The following is a 21,722-nucleotide window of genomic DNA, read 5'->3' as shown; positions in this document are numbered from 1 at the left end:
TGTCCATTCAGATAACGACCATTCAGCGGCTCAATGGCAGACAACCCATTTGCCTCAGCTACTCTTGTGCCAGCCCATCATTAATAAGAGGTCGCGCACATGAGTACCTCCTCATTCAAGATCGCCCACAAACTGCTGACCGGTGCTGGCGCCATCGAACAGCTCGCCTTTGAGCTCACCCGACTGGATGTGGATAACCCGCTGATCGTCACCGACGCCGCGCTGGTCAAGTCCGGCACGGTGGCGCTGGCGCTGGAACACTTGGGCGAGCGGAGTTACGAAATCTTTGACCGCGTATTGCCCGACCCGGAAATTGCCATCGTCGAAGACTGCATGCGCGCGTACCGTGAAGGCGGACATGACGGCCTGATCGGCGTCGGTGGCGGCAGTGCCATCGACATTGCCAAGAGCGTCGCGGCCTATGCCGGTTACCACGGCGCGCTGGCGGACTTGTTCGGCGTCGACCAGGTGCCGCGCAAAGGGCCGCCGTTGATCGCCATCCCGACCACGGCCGGCACTGGTTCGGAGGTGACCAATGTGGCGATCCTCTCCGACAAGGCCGCACAGTTAAAAAAAGGCATTGTCAGCGATTACCTGCTGCCGGATGTCGCGCTGATCAGCCCGCAAATGACCCTCACGTGCCCGCGCAGCGTCACCGCCGCCAGTGGTGTGGATGCCATGGTGCATGCCATCGAGTCCTACTTGTCATTGAATGCCTCGCCGATCACCGATGCCCTGGCCATTGGCGCGATCAAGCTGATCGCCAAGGCGCTGCCTAAGGCTTACGCCAACCCGGCCAACCTGCAGGCCCGCGACGACATGGCCACCGCCAGCCTGATGGCTGGCATGGCGTTCGGCAATGCCGGGGTCGGCGCGGTGCATGCGTTGGCGTACCCGCTGGGCGGGCGTTTCAATGTCGCCCACGGCGTGAGCAATGCGCTGTTGCTGCCCTACGTGATGCACTGGAACAAGCTGGCGTGTGTGGAGCGCATGCGCGACATTGGCGAGGCCATGGGCGTGAATGTCAGTGGTTTAAGCGTTAATGATGCCGCCGACCAGGCGGTCGAAGCGATGACGCGACTGTGTGCCGCAGTGGAGATCCCGTCAGGCCTGCGCAGCTTCGGTATTCCCGAGGACGCGATCCCGGCCATGGCCACGGAAGCGGCGGGCATTGAGCGCCTGATGCGCAACAACCCGCGCAAGCTCAGCGCGGCGGATATCGAGAAAATCTACCGGGCGGCTTACTAACCATTGAGTCAGGTCACGGTGCGCGCAACAAAGCATGAGGTATACAATGCGCGCCATCGTGATTTAGCTCAAAAAAGGTGCGTCATGCAGCCCTTCGTTATCGCTCCATCGATTCTCTCCGCCGATTTCGCCCGCCTGGGTGAGGAAGTGGACAAGGTGTTGGCCTCCGGCGCCGACTTCGTGCACTTCGATGTCATGGACAACCACTATGTGCCTAACTTGACCATCGGCCCGATGGTCTGCGCGGCACTGCGTAAGTACGGCATCACTGCGCCGATTGATGCGCACCTGATGGTCAGCCCGGTAGACCGTATCGTCGGTGACTTCATCGAGGCCGGTGCGACCTACATCACCTTCCACCCGGAAGCCACGCTGCACGTCGACCGCACCCTGCAACTGATCCGCGAAGGCGGTTGCAAGGCGGGCCTGGTGTTCAACCCGGCCACCCCACTGAGCGTGCTTGAGTACGTGATGGACAAGGTTGATATGGTCTTGCTGATGAGCGTCAACCCAGGTTTCGGCGGGCAGAAATTCATCCCTGGCACGCTCAACAAGCTGCGCGAAGCCCGCGCGCTGATCGATGCGTCGGGGCGTGATATCCGCCTGGAAATCGACGGCGGGGTCAACGTCAACAATATCCGCGAAATCGCCGCTGCGGGTGCCGATACCTTCGTGGCCGGCTCGGCGATCTTCAATGCCCCGGATTACCAGGAGGTTATCGACAATATGCGTGCCGAACTGGCGCTGGCGCGTCCATGAGCGGCTTTGAGCAGCTGTTCCCCGGCAAACTGCCACGGCTGGTGATGTTCGATCTGGACGGTACCTTGATCGACTCGGTGCCGGACCTGGCGGCGGCGGTGAACCAGATGCTGCTCAAGCTGGGGCGCAAGCCTGCGGGTGTCGAGTCGGTGCGTGAGTGGGTCGGCAACGGCGTGCAGATGTTGGTGCGCCGGGCTCTGGCCAACCACATCGATGCCGAAGATGTCGACGATGTGGAGGCCGAACACGCCCTGCAATTGTTCAACGCCGCCTACGAGGACGGCCACGAGTTGACCGTGGTATACCCCGGCGTGCGCGATACCCTCAAATGGCTGCACAAGCAAGGCGTGGAAATGGCCTTGATCACCAACAAGCCGGAACGCTTCGTCGCGCCTTTGTTGGACCATATGAAGATCGGCCGGTATTTCCGCTGGATTATCGGTGGCGATACCTTGCCGCAGAAGAAACCCGACCCGGCGGCGCTGTTTTTCGTAATGAAAATGGCCAATATCCCAGCCTCCCAATCGTTGTTTGTCGGTGATTCGCGCAGTGACGTGCTGGCCGCCAAAGCGGCGGGCGTGAAGTGCGTGGCCTTGAGCTACGGCTATAACCATGGCCGGCCGATTGCCGAAGAATCGCCGGCACTGGTGATTGATGACCTGCGACTGCTAATCCCCGGTTGCTTGGGAGCGGGCGCTGAGATAACGTTGCCCGACATCGAACCGTCCCCTTCTGGAAACGCTATCGTGGTGGTCACTCGCAAACTGTGGATGAAAGTCATCAAGGCCCTGGCCCGCTGGCGTTGGCGCGCCTGACTGATCCTGGCCGCGCTGCGGCACGTTTGCACACCTGACCGTTTGACCCTCATGCCACGAGGCACCTCATGATCCGCGAAGAATTCCTGCGTTTGGCCGCTGCCGGCTATAACCGTATCCCCTTGGCCTGCGAAACCTTGGCCGACTTCGATACGCCGCTGTCGATCTATTTGAAGCTGGCCGACGAGCCCAACTCCTACCTGCTGGAATCGGTACAGGGCGGCGAGAAGTGGGGCCGTTACTCGATCATCGGCCTGCCGTGCCGCACCGTGATGCGCGTGCATGATCATCATGTGAGCATCACGCTGGATGGCGTCGAGATCGAAAGCCACGATGTTGAAGACCCGCTGGCCTTCGTCGAGGCATTCAAAGCGCGTTACAACGTGCCGACCATCGCTGGCCTGCCGCGCTTCAACGGTGGTCTGGTGGGGTATTTCGGCTACGATTGCGTGCGCTACGTGGAAAAACGCCTGGGCAAATGCCCGAACCCGGACCCGCTGGGCGTGCCGGACATTCTGTTGATGGTCTCTGACGCGGTGGTGGTGTTCGACAACCTCGCCGGCAAGATGCACGCAATTGTCCTCGCTGACCCGGCCCAGGCCGATGCCTTCGAGCAAGGTCAGGCCTGCCTCGAAGCGCTGCTGGACAAACTGCGCCAGCCGATCACCCCGCGCCGTGGCCTGGACCTCAGCCGCCCACCGGCCGCCGACCCGGTGTTCCGTTCCAGCTTTACCCAGGATGACTACGAGCGTGCCGTCGATACGATCAAGGAATACATCCTCGCCGGTGACTGCATGCAGGTGGTGCCGTCGCAACGCATGTCCATCGATTTCAAGGCCGCGCCGATTGACCTTTACCGTGCGCTGCGTTGCTTCAACCCGACGCCGTATATGTACTTCTTCAACTTCGGTGACTTCCACGTCGTGGGCAGCTCGCCGGAAGTGCTGGTTCGCGTCGAAGACAACCTGATCACCGTGCGCCCGATCGCCGGTACTCGCCCACGTGGCGCGACCGAAGAAGCTGATTTGGCGCTGGAAGAAGACCTGCTGAGCGACGACAAGGAAATTGCCGAGCACTTGATGCTCATCGACCTGGGACGTAACGACACTGGGCGCGTTTCGGAAATCGGCTCGGTGAAGCTCACCGAGAAGATGGTCATCGAGCGGTATTCCAACGTGATGCACATTGTGTCCAACGTCACCGGCGAGCTGAAAGCCGGTTTGACCGCGATGGATGCTCTGCGAGCGATTCTGCCTGCGGGCACCTTGTCGGGTGCGCCGAAGATTCGCGCGATGGAAATCATCGACGAGCTGGAGCCGGTCAAACGTGGCGTCTACGGCGGTGCCGTGGGGTATTTCGCCTGGAACGGCAACATGGACACCGCGATTGCGATCCGTACTGCGGTGATCAAGGACGGCGAACTGCATGTGCAGGCCGGTGGCGGGATTGTGGCTGACTCGGTGCCGGCGCTGGAATGGGAAGAGACCCTGAACAAGCGCCGCGCGATGTTCCGTGCGGTGGCGCTGGCCGAGCAAACGCCGCAGGGCTGAAGCCAGATGTAGATCAAAATGTGGGAGGGGGCTTGCTCCCTCCCACATGGGTTTTGCGCTGGCCTTATGACCGGTTTAGAAATCCAGGCTAACCCCGACACTCACGCCTTGTTGGGTCAGGTTGTCATCCTTCCTCAAGTTATATGCCGCCCGCAACGCCAGTTCCTGAGTCAGCCTGTGGCTGACGCCCATACTCAAACGGTCCGAGTTGCTGCGGGGCGTGTAGCCGTCCAGTTTGAAATCGATCCCCTGCACGCTGTTGAGCGACATCTTCACCTTTTGCGTGTCGTTTTCGAACTCATGCTCGTGGGCCACTTCGCCAAACACTTGAGTTTGCGGCGTGACACGGTAGCTGCCCTGCAAGCCAGCACCAAGACGCTTTGAGTCGCGTTGCTGATCATCAAACGTCAGCGCGGTCGAGCGGTTGTCTTTTTCCGAGTAGCCGTTCACTTCGACCCGCGCATAGTCGGCGCTGATGAACGGTGACAGATGCCAGTCGCTACCGGGGCCGGCGATGTCATAGCCTACTCGGCCGCTCAATGCCCACAGCCAGCCATCGGTGTCGCCTTTTTCCGAGCCTTCGCTGACGCCCAGGGCGAACTTACGCTTGAGGCTGTCGAAGTCCAGCTTGCCGCCGGTCAGCGCGGCATCGGCCCACCAGTGATTTTGCTGGTATTGCGCGAATGCGCTACCCATGTAGCTGTTGAGCCTGTAGTCCGAATCGCTGGCGCCGGCTTCGAGTGTCTGGCGATACAGGCCGGCTGCAACGCCGACGCGCCAGTTTTCGTCGAGCCGGTAGCTGCCGCCGATATTCAGATTGTAGCCACTGCCGTCTCCACTGGCCGAGCTACGTTGGTCATCGAAATCCAGATGCTGGCCACCACCGGCGACAATGGCGCGCCACTGGCCGATTGCTTGCCATTGGCCGTTGTCAGTCTGCCATTGGCCGCGCAGTTCATCTTGATGGGCGCGCAAGGTGCCTTGGGCCATCTCCGGCAGCAAAGTGAGTTCCCATGGCGCCGCGAGCAGTGAGTAGGCGTAGTCGGCGATCAACCGTTGCCCGGCGATAGTCGGATGGACCGAGTCGTTGTAGATCAGCTTGGTCGGGTCCGGGTTAGTGCCACCAATGCCGTAGGTCGGGTTGGCCGTGCAGCTGTTACCGCTGAAACAGGTGCCGGTAAGGTTCTGGCCGGTGGCCAGGCCAAAGCGCGCCGGATCGGCGAAGGTTTCCTTCAACAGCAGCGGGATATTCAACGCAATGATCTGTGCATCGATCTGTGACAGGCGCTGCACCAGTGATTGGTTGAAGACAGTGCTCAGGGCTGAGCTCGACGCCTGCAGTGGCGTGCCGTTAATCGCGGGCGTCAGGCCCAGGTCGGGCAGCATCCACACCATGATGTAGCGCGCGCCGGCTTGTTGCAGCACTTGGGCGCTGTCAGCCAGGCGCCCGCCGGCGGCAACGGCTTGGCCGGGGCTGAGCACGCGCCCTTGCAGGAAGTCATTGCCACCACCGGACAGGAAATACAGCGCGTTGGGGTCGGCCCGCCCGCTGTTTGCCGGAAGATAACCCTGGCGACTGCGCAGGACGGTGCCGCCACCGGGGTTGCCAGGTGGGATCGCCGCATCGGAGATCGAGGTGATGGAGTCCAGGATATTGTCGGTACGGTAACCGCCGACAGCCCAGTTGTTGCCGTCAGGCAAACCTTGGGACGCGCGAACCGGCGAGGTGGAGGCGTTCAGGTCGTTTGGCGCTACACCGAGTTTGGAGCCCAGCAAGGTCGAAGACACCAGCCCATAGTCGCCCTGGAACGTAGGCCCGGTACGGTTGGTAAAACGCAACGTCGCGCCGGACGAACCATCGGGAAATGTGCCAGCGTCGGCCAGGCTGTCGCCAAAAACGATCATGGTTGAGTACGGCGACGGGGCCGCAAGCGCCTGCGCACAGGCCAGTGACAGGAGGAAACCGGCAGCCAAAGGCGCGAAAAACGGTGGTCTGAGCATGCGAAATTCCATTTAGTTGTTTTTGTATCGGAAGCGAAACACTAGCAATGTAGTGAGGGATCTTTGCGAAGAAAATAGTTTTTTCCTACAAAGGCTCTGCCGCAGCCCGCGTATGTGCTGCTCCATATTGCACCGCTGGCGAGGCTACGTTACTGTGCCTGAACGTATGAATGAGACCCTTCCCGTGTTGATCATCAGCAAACTCTTGATGCGAGTAGTCAAGGCACACGCCCGTTGGCGTTGGCGCGCCTGACATTTTTCTCTGCCGGCCTGGCCGGACCTGTACCGATTTGCCTTCTTCACCCGTTGTTTGACGCCCCTTGCCCGCTAACCCTGGCAACCGGAAAGTGCGTCTGGCAGCGGGTCACACGCTTGGAAGGCGGTCATTTGAAATCAGTGAATTCAAGAGGTTTGAACCCACATGTTGCTGATGATTGATAACTACGACTCCTTTACTTACAACGTTGTGCAGTACCTGGGAGAACTCGGTGCCGAGGTCAAGGTGGTGCGCAACGATGAACTGACCGTCGCCGAAATCGCCGCCTTGAACCCGGAGCGCATTGTGGTTTCGCCTGGCCCTTGCACGCCAACCGAAGCCGGCGTGTCCCTGGAAGCGATCAAATATTTCGCCGGTAAGTTGCCGATCCTGGGCGTGTGCCTGGGCCACCAATCCATTGGGCAAGCCTTTGGCGGTGATGTGGTACGCGCGCGTCAGGTGATGCATGGCAAGACCAGTCCGGTGTTCCACAGAGACGTGGGCGTGTTCCACGGTCTGAACCTTCCGGTGACGGTAACCCGCTACCACTCGCTGGTGGTCAAGCGTGAGACCTTACCGGAGTGCCTCGAGCTGACGGCCTGGACCCAACTGGAAGATGGATCGGTCGATGAGATCATGGGCCTGCGCCACAAAACACTGAATATCGAAGGGGTGCAATTTCACCCCGAGTCGATCCTGACCGAGCAGGGCTACGAGCTGTTCGCTAACTTTCTCAAGCAGAGCGGCGGCACGCGCTAAGGACTTTCCATGGATATCAAGACTGCCCTGGGCCGTATCGTCGGCCACCTGGACCTGAGCACCGCTGAAATGAGCGATGTGATGCGCGAAATCATGACCGGTCAATGCACCGACGCGCAGATTGGCGCGTTCATGATGGCAATGCGTATGAAGAGCGAAAGCATCGACGAAATCGTCGGTGCCGTGTCGGTCATGCGTGAGCTGGCCGACAAGGTCGAACTCAAGACCCTCGACGGTGTGGTCGATGTGGTCGGCACCGGCGGTGACGGTGCAAATATCTTCAACGTGTCGACGGCTTCCTCCTTTGTGGTCGCCGCGGCCGGTTGCACTGTGGCCAAGCATGGTAACCGTGCGGTCTCCGGCAAAAGCGGCAGCGCCGATTTGCTGGAAGCGGCCGGGATCTACCTGAACCTGACGCCGGTACAAGTGGCGCGCTGCATCGACAGCGTCGGCATTGGCTTTATGTTTGCCCAGTCCCACCACGGCGCGATGAAACACGCCGCTGGCCCGCGCAAGGACCTTGGCCTGCGCACCTTGTTCAACATGCTCGGCCCGCTTACGAATCCGGCCGGTGTGAAACATCAGGTGGTCGGCGTGTTCAGCCAGGCACTGTGTCGTCCGCTGGCTGAAGTCTTGCAACGGCTGGGCAGCAAGCATGTGCTGGTGGTGCATTCCAAAGACGGCCTGGACGAATTCAGCCTGGCGGCGCCGACCTTTGTGGCGGAGCTTAAGAACGACCAAGTCACTGAGTATTGGGTTGAACCCGAAGACCTCGGCATGAAAAGCCAGAGCTTGCATGGCCTGTCGGTGGAAAGCCCGGCGGCCTCGCTGGAGCTGATTCGTGATGCCCTGGGGCGTCGCAAAACAGAAAATGGCCAGAAAGCTGCCGAGATGATCGTACTGAATGCCGGTGCGGCACTGTATGCCGCCGATCACGCTTACAGTCTTAAAGAGGGCGTTGCCCTCGCACATGACGCATTGCATACCGGGCTCGCTCGCGAGAAGCTCGAAGAACTGGGTGCCTTTACTGCGGTGTTCAAGATGGAGAATGAAGGATGAGTGTGCCGACCGTTCTGGAAAAGATCCTGGCCCGCAAGGCAGAAGAAGTCGCTGAGCGCCGCGCCCGTGTCAGCCTGGCCGAGTTGGAAGCCCTGGCGAAGATTGCCGATGCGCCGCGTGGTTTCGCCAATGCCTTGATTGCCCAGGCCAAGCTCAAGCAGCCGGCGGTGATCGCCGAGGTCAAGAAGGCCTCGCCGAGCAAAGGCGTGATCCGCGAGCACTTCGTGCCGGCTGACATTGCCGTCAGCTATGAGAAGGGCGGCGCAACCTGCCTGTCGGTACTGACCGACATCGACTTCTTCCAGGGTTGCGACCTGTTCCTGCAACAGGCCCGCGCTGCGTGCAAGTTGCCGGTAATCCGCAAGGACTTCATGGTCGACCCCTATCAAATCGTCGAAGCCCGTGCCCTGGGCGCCGATTGCGTGCTGCTGATCGTCTCCGCACTGGATGACGTGAAGATGGCTGAGCTTGCGGCCGTGGCCAAAAGCGTCGGCCTGGATGTGCTGGTGGAAGTGCACGACGGCGATGAGCTGGAGCGAGCACTGAAAACCCTCGACACACCGTTGGTGGGGGTCAATAACCGTAACCTGCACACGTTTGAAGTCAGCCTGGAAAACACTTTGGACCTGCTGCCGCGTATTCCACGTGACCGCCTGGTAATTACCGAGAGTGGCATCGTCAACCGCGCTGATGTTGAACTGATGGAAATCAGCGGCGTGTACTCGTTCCTGGTCGGCGAAACCTTCATGCGCGCCGAAAACCCGGGGGCGGAACTGCAGCGTTTGTTCTTCCCGGAGCGCGGAGCGGTGGTCAGCGGTTCGACATTAGACTGATTTGGAGTGCGGTTAAAAATGTGGGAGGGGGCTTGCTCCCGATAGCGGTACTTCAGTTACAGATGTTCTGGCTGATCCACCGCAATCGGGAGCAAGCCCCCTCACACATTTGGTTTCGTGTTTATTCAGATAGGCAGGTGTTTGATGACTCAACCCGTATCGATGACCGTCGAAGCAGGCCTCGCCGCTGAGCAAGACCTGCTGGCGGCGGTTTGCGCCGGTGAGCAGGCGTTCGGGCTGCTGTTCTGGCAGCCCAGCGATCAAGCACTGGTCATGCCGCGCCGATTGAGCCGTTTGCCGGCTTTTGAAGCAGCCAGCCAGGTCTCGACCGATGCCGGTTGGCCGGTGTTACTGCGTGAAACGGGCGGTGAACCGGTGCCGCAGTCTGCCGCGACTATCAATATTGCCTTGGTTTACGCGCCGCCGCGCAGCGAAGGCGATCAGGGCCGCATCGAAACCGGTTACCAGCGCTTGTGCCAGCCGATTTGCGACGTGTTGATCGAACTGGGTGGCGATGCATCCGTCGGTGAAATCGACGGTGCTTTCTGCGACGGTCGCTATAACGTCAACCTCAACGGTCGCAAGATGGTGGGCACTGCCCAGCGCTGGCGGCAGAGCGGTGGCCGCCCCGTGGGCTTGGTGCACGGGGCTTTGCTGCTGGATAACGACCGCGAGGAGTTGATTGCGGCGGTCAACCGCTTCAATGAAGCTTGTGGCCTTGACCAGCGGGTACGTGCCGATAGCCATATCGCGTTGCACGAAGCCTTTCCCGCACCGGATGCGATCAACCGTCTGGATACGTTGTACCGGCAGATGCTGGCGGAGTTCCTACCGGGTTAACGCGTACCGAACACCACCATCGTTTTGCCTTTGACGTGCACCAGGTTGCGTTCTTCCAGGTCTTTGAGCACGCGACCGACCATTTCCCGTGAGCAGCCGACAATGCGCCCGATTTCCTGGCGTGTGACTTTGATCTGCATGCCATCCGGGTGGGTCATGGCGTCAGGTTGTTTGCACAGTTCCAGCAGGCAACGGGCTACACGGCCGGTGACGTCAAAGAACGCCAGGTCGCCGACTTTGCGTGTGGTGTCGCGCAGTCGCTGGGCAATCTGACCGCTCAGGGCGTAAAGGATGTCGGGATCATGCTGGGCTAATTCGCGAAATTTCGCGTAACTGATTTCGGCGACTTCGCATTCAACCTTGGCTCGTACCCAGGCGCTGCGTTCCTGCTCTTTGCCAGCCTGTTCAAATAGCCCCAGCTCGCCGAAGAAATCACCGGTATTTAAATACGCGATGATCATTTCGCGGCCGTCTTCATCCTCAATCAGGATGGTGACCGAACCCTTGATAATGAAGAACAGTGTTTCGGAGCGTTCGCCCGCGCAGATGATGTTGTGCTTGGCCGGATAACGCCGGCGCTGGCAGTGCATCAACAGCTTGTCGAGGTTCTTGATCTTGGGTGTGGGAGTAAGAGCAACCATGGTTGTATCCCGAAAAGACTGCACGGTGTGGTTGGATTTATTTTTATCCAGCGGCGTCAGCATTGATACACGCTGCACAAAAGATGGCAATGCGCCATTGAATTGGCGCCAGCTTACCAGACACATTCTGCCCCGATTGAGGAATTTACCGGGCAAATGCTGTCATTGTTCGTTTTCAGGAAGAAAGCTGCTGTTTCCAGGCCCTGTGCTAAGCTGGCGACCCTTTTTTAGCAGTGGAGTCTGGGCGATGAAGGCACGCATCCAATGGGCGGGCGAGGCCATGTTCCTCGGTGAATCGGGCAGTGGCCATGTCGTGGTCATGGACGGCCCGCCGGAAGCTGGTGGCCGTAACCTGGGCGTACGCCCGATGGAAATGCTCCTGCTGGGTGTAGGCGGTTGCAGCAATTTCGACGTGGTCAGCATCCTTAAGAAATCCCGTCAGGCCGTGGAAAGCTGCGAAGCCTTTCTGGAAGCCGAGCGCGCCACTGAAGACCCCAAGGTGTTTACCAAGATCCACATGCATTTCGTGGTGAAGGGGCGGGCGCTGAAGGAAGCCCAGGTCAAGCGCGCCATCGAGCTGTCGGCCGAGAAGTATTGCTCGGCGTCAATCATGCTCGGCGCGGCCGGTGTGGTCATCACTCATGATTACGAGATCATCGAGTTGGGTTGACCGCCAGTCGGCAAAAAAGAAGGGCGCCTTGATGGCGCCCTTCTTTGTGGCTCAGATTTTATGCATCTATATTCGGTAGGTGCTGTTGGTCATGACCTTGGCCAAAAGGCTCATGCCAAACCTGACCGGTGCCGGAAAGCGGAAACCGCCTGCATCTAATGCGCTGTCTGCGTGGTGTTCTTCATCAATGCGCATCTGCTCCAGAATCGCCCGGGACTTCTCGTCTTCGGCCGGCAGTTGCTCCAGATGTTCATCCAGGTGCTTGCACACCTGATGCTCCGTCGCGGCAACAAACCCAAGGCTGACTTTGTCGCTGATCAGGCCTGCAGCTGCACCGATACCAAACGACAAACCGTAAAACAGTGGGTTCAGCACACTGGGATGGCTGCCCAGTTGGCGAATACGTTGCTCGCACCAAGCCAGGTGGTCGATTTCTTCCTCGGCCGCATGCTCCATCGCTGCGCGTACTTGCGGCAGCTTGGCGGTCAGCGCCTGGCCTTGGTACAGCGCCTGGGCACAGACTTCGCCGGTATGGTTGATGCGCATCAGGCCGGCGACATGGCGGGTGTCGGTCTCGTTCATCTTTGCGTCCGGTTGCACGATTGCAGGCGATGGGCGGTACGGTTGGCCGCTGAACGGCAACAGTGTGCGCATGGCCATGTCGGCTTGCAGCAACAGACGGTCAATCGGCGAGTAGTGACGTTGGGTAGTCATGCTGACCTCCGGGAAGAATCTCGGCGGCCAGTTTACCGCAAGAGAGGGCGAAGCGTTTGCGCTGAGTCAAGGGCATGCGTCGCAGCCTGGAGCCACGACCTATGCCTCAAGGCAGATCAGCCCGGTGGCCAGTTCATCTGGCGCTGACCCAGCACGTGCATATGAATGTGATAAACGGTCTGACCGCCTTCTTCATTGCAGTTCATTACGACGCGAAAACCTTTCTCGCAGCCTTGTTCTACTGCCAGCCGCTGAGCGGTGAACAGAATGTGGCCAGCCAGTGCCTTGTCTTCTTCAGTGAGGTCGTTGAGTGTGCGAATCGGCTTTTTTGGAATGACCAGAAAATGCACGGGCGCCATAGGGGCAATATCGTGGAACGCGAGGACCTGGTCATCTTCGTAGATGATATTCGCCGGTATTTCCCTGTTGATGATCTTGGTGAACAGAGTATCCACAGCTGTTTCTCCATGGTGAAAGTGCAAGGGGAGTGTACCCAGGCTGTCAGCGAGGGCAATAGGCCTTATTGATGGCGCCGGCTATCTTGCGTGTCAGCCAGCGTGGACTGAAACGCGGGCTAAATGACAGCCAGCGGTTACGTCGCCCAGGAATGATGATGGCTTTGTTTTTTTCCAATGCGCGCACGGTGTGGAGCGCGACTTCTTCCGCGCTCATCAGTTGTCCGCTGCGAGCTAACTTGGCGGTGTCCATTTGCGCGGTGCCGAAGAACGCAGTTTGCGTAGGGCCAGGGCACAGCACTGAAACCTTGATGCCACAGGCCTTCAATTCTTCGCGCAGGCCTTCGGAGAAATGCAACACATACGCCTTGCTGGCGTAGTAGCTGCTCATCCAAGGGCCGGGTTGAAAGGCGGCCACCGAGGCAACGTTGAGAATCTGTCCGCCACCTTGCAACGCCATGGCATTGCCCAAAGCATGGCACATGCGGGTCAGGGCGAGGATGTTGACTTCGATCAGGTCTTGTTCGGTCATCCAGTCCTGGGCCAGGAATGGCCCACTGGTGCCGATGCCGGCGCAGTTGACCAGCAGATCGATCTGCCGCTCACCTTCTTCAAGCTCCAGCAAAAAACCGGACAAGCGTAAGGGCTCGCCCAGGTCGCAGGCCCGAAACAGCACCTCGACGCCGAAGCGTTGATTCAATTCGATTGCAATGCTTTCCAACTGATCACGCTGGCGGGCCACCAGAATCAAGCTGCGGCCGCGACGCGCCAGTGCTTCGGCCAAGGCCAGGCCAATACCGCTGGAGGCACCGGTGATCAGAGCGTAACGGGTCATGCCTTTCTCCATCGCAACGCCGCCGGACCTGTGACAGAGGCATCACAGGCGGCGGGCGTTTCTTCACTGTTCTGGAGAGTCTACAGGTTCGGCCGTGTCGTCAGCACTTTGCACGGCTTCTTCTTCATCAACGGTGACGCTTTGATCGGTGGCGTCATCGGAGGTGATCGAGCTGTTTTCGTAACTGCTGTCCACGTTGGCTTCGAGCTGATTCAAGTAGCCGTTCATGCTGAGTGTGACCACGATGGCGAGCATCACTGGAATGAATGCCAGCCACAGCGTGGCCAACACTTTTACCGCTGTTGAGTTGCGCGGTGGCGGCGGGCCGTACTGATTGGCGCCGGTATTACCCGGCAGCACCATCAGCAGAAGTGGGAAGATGCTGTTTACGAATGGCACAAGGTTCAGAAAGTACAGCCAGCCTGACCAGCCGAGGTCGTGCAGGCGCTGTACGCCGATTTGTACGCTGACCCAAACGAGTGCGACGAACAGCACGAGCCCCAGCAGCACCCCTAGAATCATGCCCGCCGTCGGCGAGGCGGTTGCCACGGCGAAGCTCGCCGTACTGATGATGCCCCCTGCGACCAGCAGTGCGAGGGTCAATACCAGCGTCCAGGCCAGATAGCGCAGGCGACCGATGCGTCCGTGGATGGTGAAGACCTTGAGCGTTGAGAACTCTGCAGTGTGTTCACCCACGGCAGCACGCGGCGGTGCGTAGGGCGAAGCCGCAGGGCGCGAGAAGTCGGAGGCGCCGGGATCGGTCTCGTGCGCTTCGGCCAGGCTGAAGGCCACGGGTTGCTCAGGCTCGATGCGTGCATCGACACCGGCGTTTTTCAGCGCGATGAGGTAGGTTTCGGCATCGGAATGTGACAGGTCACGCTTGAGCGCGACCGGGCGGCCGGTGAAGAGTTTTTCGATGGCTTGCACATCGCTCTTGAACAGCTCGGCGAGGTTCAATTTGGCAGTGGTGCTTTCGACACCCGGGAGCAAGGCTCCGTCAAACACTATCTTGAAACGGTTGTCGCTCATGCAGGCATCCTTGTCACTTAATCAGGAAGGGGCAGGCGGGCTTCAATCAGCAAACCTGGCGGTTATCAGCGTGGCCATTGTAACTGGACGGCGTGCTCGCGCGCTTTGCGATATTCGGCATCCAGGCGCGCAATCAGTTCATCGACGCTGGGCAAATCATTAATCTCACCGACACCTTGGCCGGCTGACCATACAGTCTTCCAGGCCTTGGCCTCGTCGCCCAACGGCTTGAGCTTGGAGCCAAAGTTGACTTCACCTTTGCCCTGTAGAGCGGCAAGGTCGAAACCGGCGTTTTCCAGGCTCTGGCGCATAAAGCTGGCGGGTACGCCGGAGACTGCGGGAGTGTGCACGATGTCGGCAGCGCGCGATGTGAGCAGCATCTCTTTATACGCATCCGGGGCGTGGCTTTCCGTGGTGCCGATAAAGCGCGTGCCGAAATAGGCGAGGTCTGCGCCCAGCAACTGGGCGGCAAGGATCTCGTGGCCATGGTTGAGGCAGCCAGCCAGCAGCAGGGTTTTGTCGAAGAACTGACGTATCTCGGCAATCAGTGCGAACGGGCTCCACGTGCCGGCATGGCCCCCGGCGCCTGCAGCCACTGCAATCAGGCCGTCAACACCCGCTTCTGCAGCTTTCTCGGCATGGCGCCGAGTGGTGACATCGTGGAACACGAGGCCACCATAGCTGTGTACGGCATCGACCAGTTCCTTCACCGCACCGAGGCTGGTAATCACGATCGGCACCTTGTGCTCGACGCAGATCGCCAGGTCGGCTTCCAGGCGCGGGTTGCTGTTGTGCACGATCAGGTTTACGGCATAGGGCGCGGGGCTGTCCTGTTGTGCCAAGCCCGCTTCGATTTCTTCCAGCCAGGCTTTGAAGCCGCTGCTTTCGCGCTGGTTGAGCGCCGGAAAACTCCCGACCACGCCATTGCGACAGCATGCCAGGACCAACTGCGGGTTGGAAATCAGGAACATCGGCGCAGCCACTACGGGCAGGCGCAGACGTTGTTCAAGCAAAGCGGGCAGCGACATTGGAGGTACCCCGAGTGATTGAAGTTAAAACGGTTTGACCACGACCAAAATTACGATAGCCAGCAATATCAGAACCGGCACTTCATTGAACCAGCGATAAAAGACATGGCTGCGGGTGTTTTCGCCACGGGCAAAGCGTTTTACCTGCGCGCCGCACATATGGTGGTAGCCGATCAGAAGCACGACCAATGTGAGCTTGGCGTGGATCCAGGCGCCGGATTGAAAGATGGCAGGGTTGAGGTAGATCAGCCAGCCGCCGAATATAAGGCTGGCGATCATCGCCGGGCCCATGATGCCGCGATAGAGTTTGCGCTCCATGATGCTGAAGCGTTCTTTGCTGACGGTGTCTTCACTTTGCGCGTGATAGACGAACAGGCGTGGCAGGTAGAACAGCCCGGCAAACCAGCAGACGATGCTGACGATGTGGAAGGCTTTGATCCATAGATAGAGCATTTCTAATTATTCCCAGGTTCACGGTAACTGAAGATAGTAGTGGCTCATGCGCCCGTACGTCACGTTGGCGGTTGTCGCAGGACGATACGGCCCCTATTATCGACGGCTTTCCAGTGGGTTCGTTGAGGGCAGGTTTATGGTCAAGGTCGGTATCGTCGGCGGCACGGGTTACACCGGTGTCGAATTGCTGCGTCTGTTGGCTCAGCATCCGCAAGCTGAGGTGGTGGTCATCACTTCCCGATCCGAGGCCGGGCTGGCCGTGGCCGATATGTACCCGAACCTGCGAGGCCACTATGACGGCCTGGCGTTCAGCGTGCCGGACATCAAAACCCTTGGCGCCTGTGATGTGGTGTTCTTTGCCACGCCGCATGGAGTGGCTCATGCACTGGCCGGTGAACTGCTAGCGGCCGGCACCAAGGTCATTGACCTGTCGGCGGACTTCCGTCTGCAGGACGCTGATGAGTGGGCCAAGTGGTACGGCCAACCACACGGCGCGCCAGAGTTGTTGGAAGAGGCGGTGTACGGCCTGCCGGAAGTCAATCGTGAGCAGATCAAGCAAGCGCGGCTGATCGCCGTGCCGGGTTGCTATCCAACCGCGACGCAGCTGGGTTTCCTGCCATTGCTCGAAGCCGGCTTGGCGGACACTTCGCGCCTGATTGCAGACTGCAAGTCTGGCGTCAGCGGCGCCGGTCGCGGCGCGGCGGTGGGTTCGTTGTACTCCGAGACGTCGGAAAGCATGAAGGCCTATGCGGTAAAAGGGCATCGTCACTTGCCGGAGATCCGCCAGGGGCTGCGTCGCGCCGCCGGTAAAGACGTGGGCCTGACCTTCGTGCCGCACCTGACGCCGATGATTCGTGGTATTCACTCCACGTTGTACGCAACCGTTGTCGATCGCTCGGTAGACTTGCAAGCCTTATTTGAAAAACGCTACGCCAACGAACCGTTCGTCGATGTAATGCCAGCCGGCAGCCACCCGGAAACCCGCAGCGTACGCGGTGCCAACGTGTGCCGGATTGCAGTGCATCGTCCGCAGGAGGGCGACCTGGTGGTGGTGTTGTCGGTGATCGACAATCTGGTCAAGGGCGCGTCGGGCCAGGCCGTGCAGAACATGAACATCCTGTTCGGCCTGGATGAGAAGCTGGGCTTGTCCCACGCAGGCATGTTGCCGTAAGGCTCAGCGGCTGATTACAAAAGGCCCGTTGATCGGGCCTTTTGTGTTTTTAAGGGCGGCAGCGCAGATTGATATACCATAACAATAGTTGACCGCTTTTCTAGGAGAAGCGGATAATGCCCGCCATTACGCATATGGCGGCGGTACGCCGGGAGATTATCAGCATGAGCGTTGAATCCTTCACCCCCACGGCTTTGCAATTCACCCACGGTGCTGCGCACAAGGTGAAGAGCCTGGTCGATGAAGAGGGTAATGATCGCTTGAAGCTGCGCGTATTTGTTACGGGCGGCGGTTGTTCAGGGTTTCAGTACGGTTTTACCTTTGATGAAGATGTGGCCGATGACGACACCATCGTCGAGCGCGAGGGCGTCAGCCTGGTCGTGGACCCGATGAGCTTCCAGTACCTGGCAGGTGCCGAGGTTGATTACCAGGAAGGTCTGGAAGGTTCGCGTTTCGTGATCAAGAACCCTAATGCCACCACGACGTGTGGTTGCGGTTCTTCGTTCTCGATCTGATCGATAGCCTGATTTAGGGCGCATAAAAAACGCCGCTTGGTTTTGATAAGCCAAGCGGCGTTTTGCTGTCCGGGGTTCAAGCCGGGTAGATCGCGCCCAACACCCGAAGCCCACGTGCACCAGTGACGCTGGGGCGGTTGGCGGCGATGCCTTCCAGGCAGCAATGTGCCAGCCAGGCAAAGGCCATGGCTTCGACCCAGTCGGGCGCAACACCAAAAGTGGCGGTGCTGCTGACTTGAGTGGACGGCAGTAACGCCGCCAGACGACTCATCATTGTGGCGTTATGAGCGCCGCCGCCACAGATCAGCAACGTCTCAGTCTGCGGCTGTGCAGTCTGCAAGGACTCAACAATAGTCTGCGCCGTCAGCTCAAGCAGCGTCGCTTGTACATCCTGAGGCTGTAGCGCAGGTAGCGTGCGCAGATGTTGTTGCAGCCATCCCAGGTTGAAGACTTCACGCCCGGTACTTTTCGGGCCTTTGGTTTGGAAGAACGGGTCACTGAGCAGGGTTTTGAGCAGTTGAGGCTCAACTTTGCCACTGGCTGCCCATTGGCCGTCACGGTCAAAGTGTTCGCCTCGTTGCTGGTGAATCCACGCATCCAACAAGACGTTGCCGGGGCCGCAGTCGAAGCCGGCGACCGGTTTGCCGGTCTCGATCAGGCTGAGATTGCTGAACCCACCGACGTTTAATACGGCACGGTTGCCGGTATGTTCACCGAACAGCGCTTCATGAAAGGCAGGTACTAGCGGGGCTCCCTGGCCACCGGCAGCAACGTCGCGGCTGCGGAAGTCGCTGACCACGGTGATGCTGGTCAGCTCGGTGAGCAGTGCGGGGTTACCGATCTGTACGGTAAAGCCCCGGGCAGGTTCGTGGCGGACAGTCTGCCCGTGGCTGCCAATGGCGCGAATGTCTTGGGGGGTAAGGTTCTGCTGTTGCAGTAAGGTATGAACGCCTTGGGCGGCGAGGGTCACCCAGTGTTGCTGGGCCACGCATGACCGGGCGATCTCGTCCGGGCCGCTGGCGCATAGGCTTAGCAGTTCGGCGCGCAGGGTTTCAGGCATAGGGATGTAGTGCGTGGCGATCAGGTTAATCGCCGGGCCTTGTTCGATCAGGGCGATGTCCAGGCCATCAAGGCTGGTTCCGGACATCACGCCTATATAGAGCGGCATACTTTAACGCTTCGCCGAGGCCAGCAGGGTAGAGCGCTCCTGGTCCATGCGTGCCATCAATGGCTGGCTTTGCTGCAGGAAGCGTGTGCGCTCGGCTTTGGCGATCGGGTCGGCCATTGGCAGCTTCTGGCCGAGTGGATCGACATGGACGCCGTTAACCTGGAACTCATAGTGCAAGTGCGGGCCAGTGGACAGACCGGTGGTGCCGATATAGCCGATTACCTGGCCTTGCTTCACGTTGCTGCCAGTCGAAACGCCTTTGGCGAAGCCTTGCATGTGGCCATACAGCGTGCGGTAGGTATTGCCGTGCTGGATGATCACGGTATTGCCATAGCCGCCGCGACGTCCTGCGAGCAGAACCTTGCCGTCACCGGCTGCTTTGATTGGCGTGCCGCGCGGGGCGGCATAGTCCACGCCTTTGTGGGCGCGGATCTTGTTCAGGATTGGATGTTTGCGGCCCATCGAGAAGCGCGAGCTGATGCGTGCGAAGTCCACCGGGGTGCGGATGAAAGCCTTGCGCATGCTGTTGCCATCAGCCGTGTAGTAGCTGCTAATGCCTTGTTTGTTGGTGTAGCGAACGGCGGTGTAAGTTTTGCCACGGTTGGTGAAGCGCGCGGAAAGGATATTGCCGGTGCCGACGACTTTGCCGTTGGCGACTTTCTGCTCGTAGATCACGTCGAATTCGTCACCCTGGCGAATGTCCTGGGCGAAGTCGATGTCGTAGCCAAACACACGGGCCATGTCCATGGTCATGCTGTGGGACAAGCCGGCGCGGGCGGCAGATTGCGACAGCGAACTGTTTATCACGCCGTGTACGTAGGCGGAGCGCATCACCGGCTTTGTGGTAATGCGGTTGAAGGCAAAGCCTCTGGCGCTTTTGGTCAGGGTAATGCTTTCGAGGTCGCTGACACGGCTGTGCAGCCAGTTCAACTGGCCGTTGGGCGTCAACTCAAACTCAAGCTTTTGGCCATGTTTGAGCTGAGTGAACTGCTTGGCTTGTTTATCGCTGGCCAGCACCTCATTAACAGTTGCAGCGGGTAGGCCAACCTTCTCGAACAGCGTTGAGAGCGTGTCGCCCTTAGCCACGATCACTTCGCGGTGCAGGGGGTTCTTGGTCGCGATTGCTGCAGGCTGCTCTTGAGTGTCTTCGGACGTGCTTTCGATCTGTGCGAACGGCGATTCAATAGCTGCATTTGTGGCTTGTTGCGCGTCGGCAGCGTCTTGATCTTGTGTCAGTTGTTCAGTTGGACTTTCCAGGTCAAGGCTCAGGGATGTCCGTTTGGCTTCTACGTCACTGGAAGGGAATACCAGGAGTGCCAGGCTGAGAAGGGCGGCGATACCACTTGCGGCGAGCAGGTGGGTCTTCGGGTAAAGCGGCGGCGCTTTAGACGGTTCTGTGGTCATAAGTAATTTTGACTTTGAAGATGAAATGGAAAAGATGAATGACATGATGAAGATGAAATAACTGTATAAAATATAACCAAATCATCTGTGGCGCAAGCTCGCGAACGCTGGGCTTGCTGAACGGTGTCCGTGCGCAGGGCAAAACTTGTAATTAGTCCCTGATCTTGTATGGTTGGTTCCCTTTTGAATCTGAGCCTTGCGGGTCTGTTATGAAGTCGGTTGAAGAGCAGCTAGCGCTGATAAAACGTGGTGCGGAAGAACTGTTGGTCGAGGCCGAGCTGGTCGAAAAGCTCAAGCGTGGCCAGCCCCTGCGTATTAAGGCTGGCTTCGATCCGACCGCGCCGGATTTACACCTGGGCCATACCGTGCTTATTAATAAGCTGCGTCAGTTCCAGGAGCTGGGGCATCAGGTCATCTTCCTTATAGGTGACTTCACTGGGATGATCGGTGATCCAAGCGGCAAAAGCGCGACGCGTCCGCCGCTGACCCGTGAGCAAGTTCTCGACAATGCCGAGACCTACAAGACCCAGGTGTTCAAGATTCTCGACCCTGCCAAGACCGAGGTGGCGTTCAACTCCACCTGGATGGATCAGATGGGGCCGGCGGATTTCATTCGCCTGACGTCTCAGTACACCGTGGCGCGCATGCTTGAGCGTGATGACTTTGATAAGCGCTACTCCACCAATCAGCCGATTGCGATTCACGAGTTTCTATACCCGCTGGTTCAAGGGTATGACTCGGTGGCGTTGCGGGCGGATGTTGAGCTGGGTGGCACTGATCAGAAATTCAACCTGTTGATGGGGCGCGAGCTGCAGCGTGCGTATGGGCAAGAGGCTCAGTGTATTCTGACTATGCCGTTGTTGGAGGGGTTGGACGGCGTCAAGAAAATGTCCAAGTCTCTGGGTAACTATGTGGGTATCCAAGAAGCGCCGGGTGTGATGTACGGCAAGCTGGTTTCGATTCCAGATGCGTTGATGTGGCGTTACTTCGAGCTGTTGAGCTTCCGTTCGATGGACGAGATCAACGCATTGCGCGCTGAGGTTGAGGCGGGTGCTAATCCGCGTGACGTTAAGATCAAGCTGGCGGAAGAGATCGTTGCGCGCTTCCATGGTGAAGAGGCTGCGGCGAGTGCTCACCGTGCGGCAGGTAATCGGATGAAAGATGGCGAGTTGCCCGATGATCTGCCGGAGATCGAATTATTGGCAACTGAGGCAATGCCGATTGCTGCTGTCCTTAATAAGGCGGGCTTGGTGAAAAACTCGGCGGTTGCGCGTGACCTGTTGGGGTCCGGTGGCGTGCGTATAGATGGTGAGGTTGTAGATCGCACCTTTATATACGAACTGGGTGCCACTCACGTTTGCCAGGCCGGGAAGAAGGCTTTTGCGCGAATTACGCTCAAATCCGAATAAACCTGAAATTAAGTGTTGACGGCGTTTTATATCTGTCTATAATTCGCCCCACTTCCGGCGCAGTCGAAACGGAAAACTCCTTGGTAAACAAAGAGTTACGCAAGATTCGG

At 59.0% G+C, this 21,722-nt stretch carries 22 protein-coding genes; 12 read left to right on the top strand and 10 right to left on the bottom strand.

Annotation, left to right across the window (positions count from 1 at the left end):
* Positions 1 to 99: 99 nt before the first annotated feature.
* From FW764_RS25430 to trpE, 4 genes are all read left to right on the top strand, one after another.
* Complete coding sequence (locus FW764_RS25430; protein WP_446436288.1) at positions 100 to 1,248, top strand: iron-containing alcohol dehydrogenase; 1,149 nt, start codon at positions 100 to 102, stop codon at positions 1,246 to 1,248.
* Positions 1,249 to 1,332: 84 nt separating this feature from the next.
* Positions 1,333 to 2,007 carry a ribulose-phosphate 3-epimerase gene (rpe, locus tag FW764_RS25425; protein WP_446436287.1) on the top strand — a complete coding sequence of 225 codons (675 nt, stop codon included), beginning with the start codon at positions 1,333 to 1,335 and terminating at the stop codon, positions 2,005 to 2,007.
* Complete coding sequence (locus FW764_RS25420) at positions 2,004 to 2,822, top strand: phosphoglycolate phosphatase (protein WP_446436286.1); 819 nt, start codon at positions 2,004 to 2,006, stop codon at positions 2,820 to 2,822. The genes rpe and FW764_RS25420 overlap by 4 nt, the downstream gene beginning before the upstream one ends.
* Positions 2,823 to 2,890: 68 nt before the next feature.
* A complete protein-coding gene (gene trpE / locus FW764_RS25415) occupies positions 2,891 to 4,372 on the top strand; it encodes an anthranilate synthase component I (protein ID WP_446436285.1) in 1,482 nt (493 codons plus the stop codon).
* A 75-nt stretch (positions 4,373 to 4,447) separates the two neighbouring features.
* On the opposite strand, the gene estP is transcribed toward trpE, so the two are convergent.
* Positions 4,448 to 6,373 carry an esterase EstP gene (gene estP / locus FW764_RS25410; protein ID WP_446436284.1) on the bottom strand — a complete coding sequence of 642 codons (1,926 nt, stop codon included), beginning with the start codon at positions 6,371 to 6,373 and terminating at the stop codon, positions 4,448 to 4,450.
* Positions 6,374 to 6,794: 421 nt separating this feature from the next.
* Between estP and FW764_RS25405 the strand changes: the two genes are divergently transcribed.
* The 4 genes from FW764_RS25405 to FW764_RS25390 all read left to right on the top strand — a co-directional run bounded on the left by FW764_RS25405 (position 6,795) and on the right by FW764_RS25390 (position 10,120).
* The gene (locus tag FW764_RS25405; RefSeq protein WP_446436283.1) at positions 6,795 to 7,388 is read left to right on the top strand and encodes an aminodeoxychorismate/anthranilate synthase component II; all 594 of its coding nucleotides are present in this window, start codon (positions 6,795 to 6,797) and stop codon (positions 7,386 to 7,388) included.
* A gap of 9 nt (positions 7,389 to 7,397) precedes the next feature.
* Entirely contained in the window at positions 7,398 to 8,447 is a 1,050-nt protein-coding gene (gene trpD, locus FW764_RS25400; RefSeq protein ID WP_083356503.1) for an anthranilate phosphoribosyltransferase, read from the top strand.
* Entirely contained in the window at positions 8,444 to 9,280 is an 837-nt protein-coding gene (gene trpC / locus FW764_RS25395) for an indole-3-glycerol phosphate synthase TrpC (protein WP_446436282.1), read from the top strand. The genes trpD and trpC overlap by 4 nt, the downstream gene beginning before the upstream one ends.
* Positions 9,281 to 9,424: 144 nt before the next feature.
* The gene (locus FW764_RS25390) at positions 9,425 to 10,120 is read left to right on the top strand and encodes a lipoate--protein ligase family protein (RefSeq protein ID WP_446436281.1); all 696 of its coding nucleotides are present in this window, start codon (positions 9,425 to 9,427) and stop codon (positions 10,118 to 10,120) included.
* Here the strand turns inward: FW764_RS25390 and crp are convergent.
* Positions 10,117 to 10,761: a cAMP-activated global transcriptional regulator CRP gene (gene crp, locus FW764_RS25385; RefSeq protein ID WP_083356506.1), complete on the bottom strand. Its 645-nt coding sequence runs from the start codon at positions 10,759 to 10,761 to the stop codon at positions 10,117 to 10,119. The genes FW764_RS25390 and crp overlap by 4 nt on opposite strands.
* Before the next feature lie 247 nt (positions 10,762 to 11,008).
* Between crp and FW764_RS25380 the strand changes: the two genes are divergently transcribed.
* Positions 11,009 to 11,431 carry an OsmC family protein gene (locus FW764_RS25380; protein ID WP_003194686.1) on the top strand — a complete coding sequence of 141 codons (423 nt, stop codon included), beginning with the start codon at positions 11,009 to 11,011 and terminating at the stop codon, positions 11,429 to 11,431.
* A gap of 66 nt (positions 11,432 to 11,497) precedes the next feature.
* On the opposite strand, the gene coq7 is transcribed toward FW764_RS25380, so the two are convergent.
* From coq7 to hemJ, 6 genes are all read right to left on the bottom strand, one after another.
* Positions 11,498 to 12,145, bottom strand: coding sequence for a 2-polyprenyl-3-methyl-6-methoxy-1,4-benzoquinone monooxygenase (gene coq7 / locus FW764_RS25375; protein WP_446436280.1), 648 nt, complete (start codon positions 12,143 to 12,145; stop codon positions 11,498 to 11,500).
* Positions 12,146 to 12,261: 116 nt separating this feature from the next.
* Entirely contained in the window at positions 12,262 to 12,600 is a 339-nt protein-coding gene (locus FW764_RS25370) for a histidine triad nucleotide-binding protein (RefSeq protein ID WP_446436279.1), read from the bottom strand.
* A gap of 46 nt (positions 12,601 to 12,646) precedes the next feature.
* Entirely contained in the window at positions 12,647 to 13,435 is a 789-nt protein-coding gene (locus FW764_RS25365; protein ID WP_446436278.1) for an SDR family NAD(P)-dependent oxidoreductase, read from the bottom strand.
* Between the two features lie 63 nt (positions 13,436 to 13,498).
* Positions 13,499 to 14,464, bottom strand: coding sequence for a DUF805 domain-containing protein (locus tag FW764_RS25360; RefSeq protein ID WP_446436277.1), 966 nt, complete (start codon positions 14,462 to 14,464; stop codon positions 13,499 to 13,501).
* Between the two features lie 65 nt (positions 14,465 to 14,529).
* Entirely contained in the window at positions 14,530 to 15,492 is a 963-nt protein-coding gene (locus tag FW764_RS25355; protein WP_446436276.1) for an NAD(P)H-dependent flavin oxidoreductase, read from the bottom strand.
* 24 nt (positions 15,493 to 15,516) lie between these two features.
* Complete coding sequence (hemJ, locus tag FW764_RS25350; protein ID WP_446436275.1) at positions 15,517 to 15,945, bottom strand: protoporphyrinogen oxidase HemJ; 429 nt, start codon at positions 15,943 to 15,945, stop codon at positions 15,517 to 15,519.
* 136 nt (positions 15,946 to 16,081) lie between these two features.
* Here hemJ and argC point away from each other — a divergent pair, with 136 nt between their 5' ends.
* Both argC and erpA read left to right on the top strand, forming a co-directional pair.
* Positions 16,082 to 17,116: an N-acetyl-gamma-glutamyl-phosphate reductase gene (gene argC / locus FW764_RS25345; RefSeq protein WP_446436274.1), complete on the top strand. Its 1,035-nt coding sequence runs from the start codon at positions 16,082 to 16,084 to the stop codon at positions 17,114 to 17,116.
* A gap of 164 nt (positions 17,117 to 17,280) precedes the next feature.
* Entirely contained in the window at positions 17,281 to 17,631 is a 351-nt protein-coding gene (gene erpA, locus FW764_RS25340; protein ID WP_003176443.1) for an iron-sulfur cluster insertion protein ErpA, read from the top strand.
* Positions 17,632 to 17,707: 76 nt separating this feature from the next.
* Here erpA and FW764_RS25335 read toward each other — a convergent pair whose 3' ends face one another.
* The gene (locus tag FW764_RS25335) at positions 17,708 to 18,799 is read right to left on the bottom strand and encodes an anhydro-N-acetylmuramic acid kinase (protein WP_446436273.1); all 1,092 of its coding nucleotides are present in this window, start codon (positions 18,797 to 18,799) and stop codon (positions 17,708 to 17,710) included.
* Between the two features lie 3 nt (positions 18,800 to 18,802).
* A complete protein-coding gene (locus FW764_RS25330; protein WP_446436272.1) occupies positions 18,803 to 20,203 on the bottom strand; it encodes a peptidoglycan DD-metalloendopeptidase family protein in 1,401 nt (466 codons plus the stop codon).
* A 209-nt stretch (positions 20,204 to 20,412) separates the two neighbouring features.
* On the opposite strand from FW764_RS25330, the gene tyrS reads away from it, so the two are divergent.
* Positions 20,413 to 21,612 (top strand): tyrosine--tRNA ligase, encoded by a 1,200-nt coding sequence (tyrS, locus tag FW764_RS25325; protein WP_446436271.1) that lies wholly within the window; start codon positions 20,413 to 20,415, stop codon positions 21,610 to 21,612.
* Positions 21,613 to 21,722 lie beyond the last annotated feature (110 nt).

The sequence above is a fragment of the Pseudomonas sp. 1152_12 genome (assembly GCF_052850675.1).
Note: the sequence above shows the minus strand (reverse complement) of the source record. Positions and strands in the feature narration are given on the sequence as shown.

What these genes read in the sequence shown, in the direction of transcription:
- FW764_RS25430 (WP_446436288.1), top strand. Translation starts at nt 100, where the DNA reads ATGAGTACCTCCTCATTCAAGATCGCCCACAAACTGCTGACCGGTGCT.
- rpe (WP_446436287.1), top strand. Translation starts at nt 1,333, where the DNA reads ATGCAGCCCTTCGTTATCGCTCCATCGATTCTCTCCGCCGATTTCGCC.
- FW764_RS25420 (WP_446436286.1), top strand. Translation starts at nt 2,004, where the DNA reads ATGAGCGGCTTTGAGCAGCTGTTCCCCGGCAAACTGCCACGGCTGGTG.
- trpE (WP_446436285.1), top strand. Translation starts at nt 2,891, where the DNA reads ATGATCCGCGAAGAATTCCTGCGTTTGGCCGCTGCCGGCTATAACCGT.
- estP (WP_446436284.1), bottom strand. Translation starts at nt 6,373, where the DNA reads ATGCTCAGACCACCGTTTTTCGCGCCTTTGGCTGCCGGTTTCCTCCTG.
- FW764_RS25405 (WP_446436283.1), top strand. Translation starts at nt 6,795, where the DNA reads ATGTTGCTGATGATTGATAACTACGACTCCTTTACTTACAACGTTGTG.
- trpD (WP_083356503.1), top strand. Translation starts at nt 7,398, where the DNA reads ATGGATATCAAGACTGCCCTGGGCCGTATCGTCGGCCACCTGGACCTG.
- trpC (WP_446436282.1), top strand. Translation starts at nt 8,444, where the DNA reads ATGAGTGTGCCGACCGTTCTGGAAAAGATCCTGGCCCGCAAGGCAGAA.
- FW764_RS25390 (WP_446436281.1), top strand. Translation starts at nt 9,425, where the DNA reads ATGACTCAACCCGTATCGATGACCGTCGAAGCAGGCCTCGCCGCTGAG.
- crp (WP_083356506.1), bottom strand. Translation starts at nt 10,761, where the DNA reads ATGGTTGCTCTTACTCCCACACCCAAGATCAAGAACCTCGACAAGCTG.
- FW764_RS25380 (WP_003194686.1), top strand. Translation starts at nt 11,009, where the DNA reads ATGAAGGCACGCATCCAATGGGCGGGCGAGGCCATGTTCCTCGGTGAA.
- coq7 (WP_446436280.1), bottom strand. Translation starts at nt 12,145, where the DNA reads ATGACTACCCAACGTCACTACTCGCCGATTGACCGTCTGTTGCTGCAA.
- FW764_RS25365 (WP_446436278.1), bottom strand. Translation starts at nt 13,435, where the DNA reads ATGACCCGTTACGCTCTGATCACCGGTGCCTCCAGCGGTATTGGCCTG.
- FW764_RS25360 (WP_446436277.1), bottom strand. Translation starts at nt 14,464, where the DNA reads ATGAGCGACAACCGTTTCAAGATAGTGTTTGACGGAGCCTTGCTCCCG.
- FW764_RS25355 (WP_446436276.1), bottom strand. Translation starts at nt 15,492, where the DNA reads ATGTCGCTGCCCGCTTTGCTTGAACAACGTCTGCGCCTGCCCGTAGTG.
- hemJ (WP_446436275.1), bottom strand. Translation starts at nt 15,945, where the DNA reads ATGCTCTATCTATGGATCAAAGCCTTCCACATCGTCAGCATCGTCTGC.
- argC (WP_446436274.1), top strand. Translation starts at nt 16,082, where the DNA reads ATGGTCAAGGTCGGTATCGTCGGCGGCACGGGTTACACCGGTGTCGAA.
- erpA (WP_003176443.1), top strand. Translation starts at nt 17,281, where the DNA reads ATGAGCGTTGAATCCTTCACCCCCACGGCTTTGCAATTCACCCACGGT.
- FW764_RS25335 (WP_446436273.1), bottom strand. Translation starts at nt 18,799, where the DNA reads ATGCCGCTCTATATAGGCGTGATGTCCGGAACCAGCCTTGATGGCCTG.
- FW764_RS25330 (WP_446436272.1), bottom strand. Translation starts at nt 20,203, where the DNA reads ATGACCACAGAACCGTCTAAAGCGCCGCCGCTTTACCCGAAGACCCAC.
- tyrS (WP_446436271.1), top strand. Translation starts at nt 20,413, where the DNA reads ATGAAGTCGGTTGAAGAGCAGCTAGCGCTGATAAAACGTGGTGCGGAA.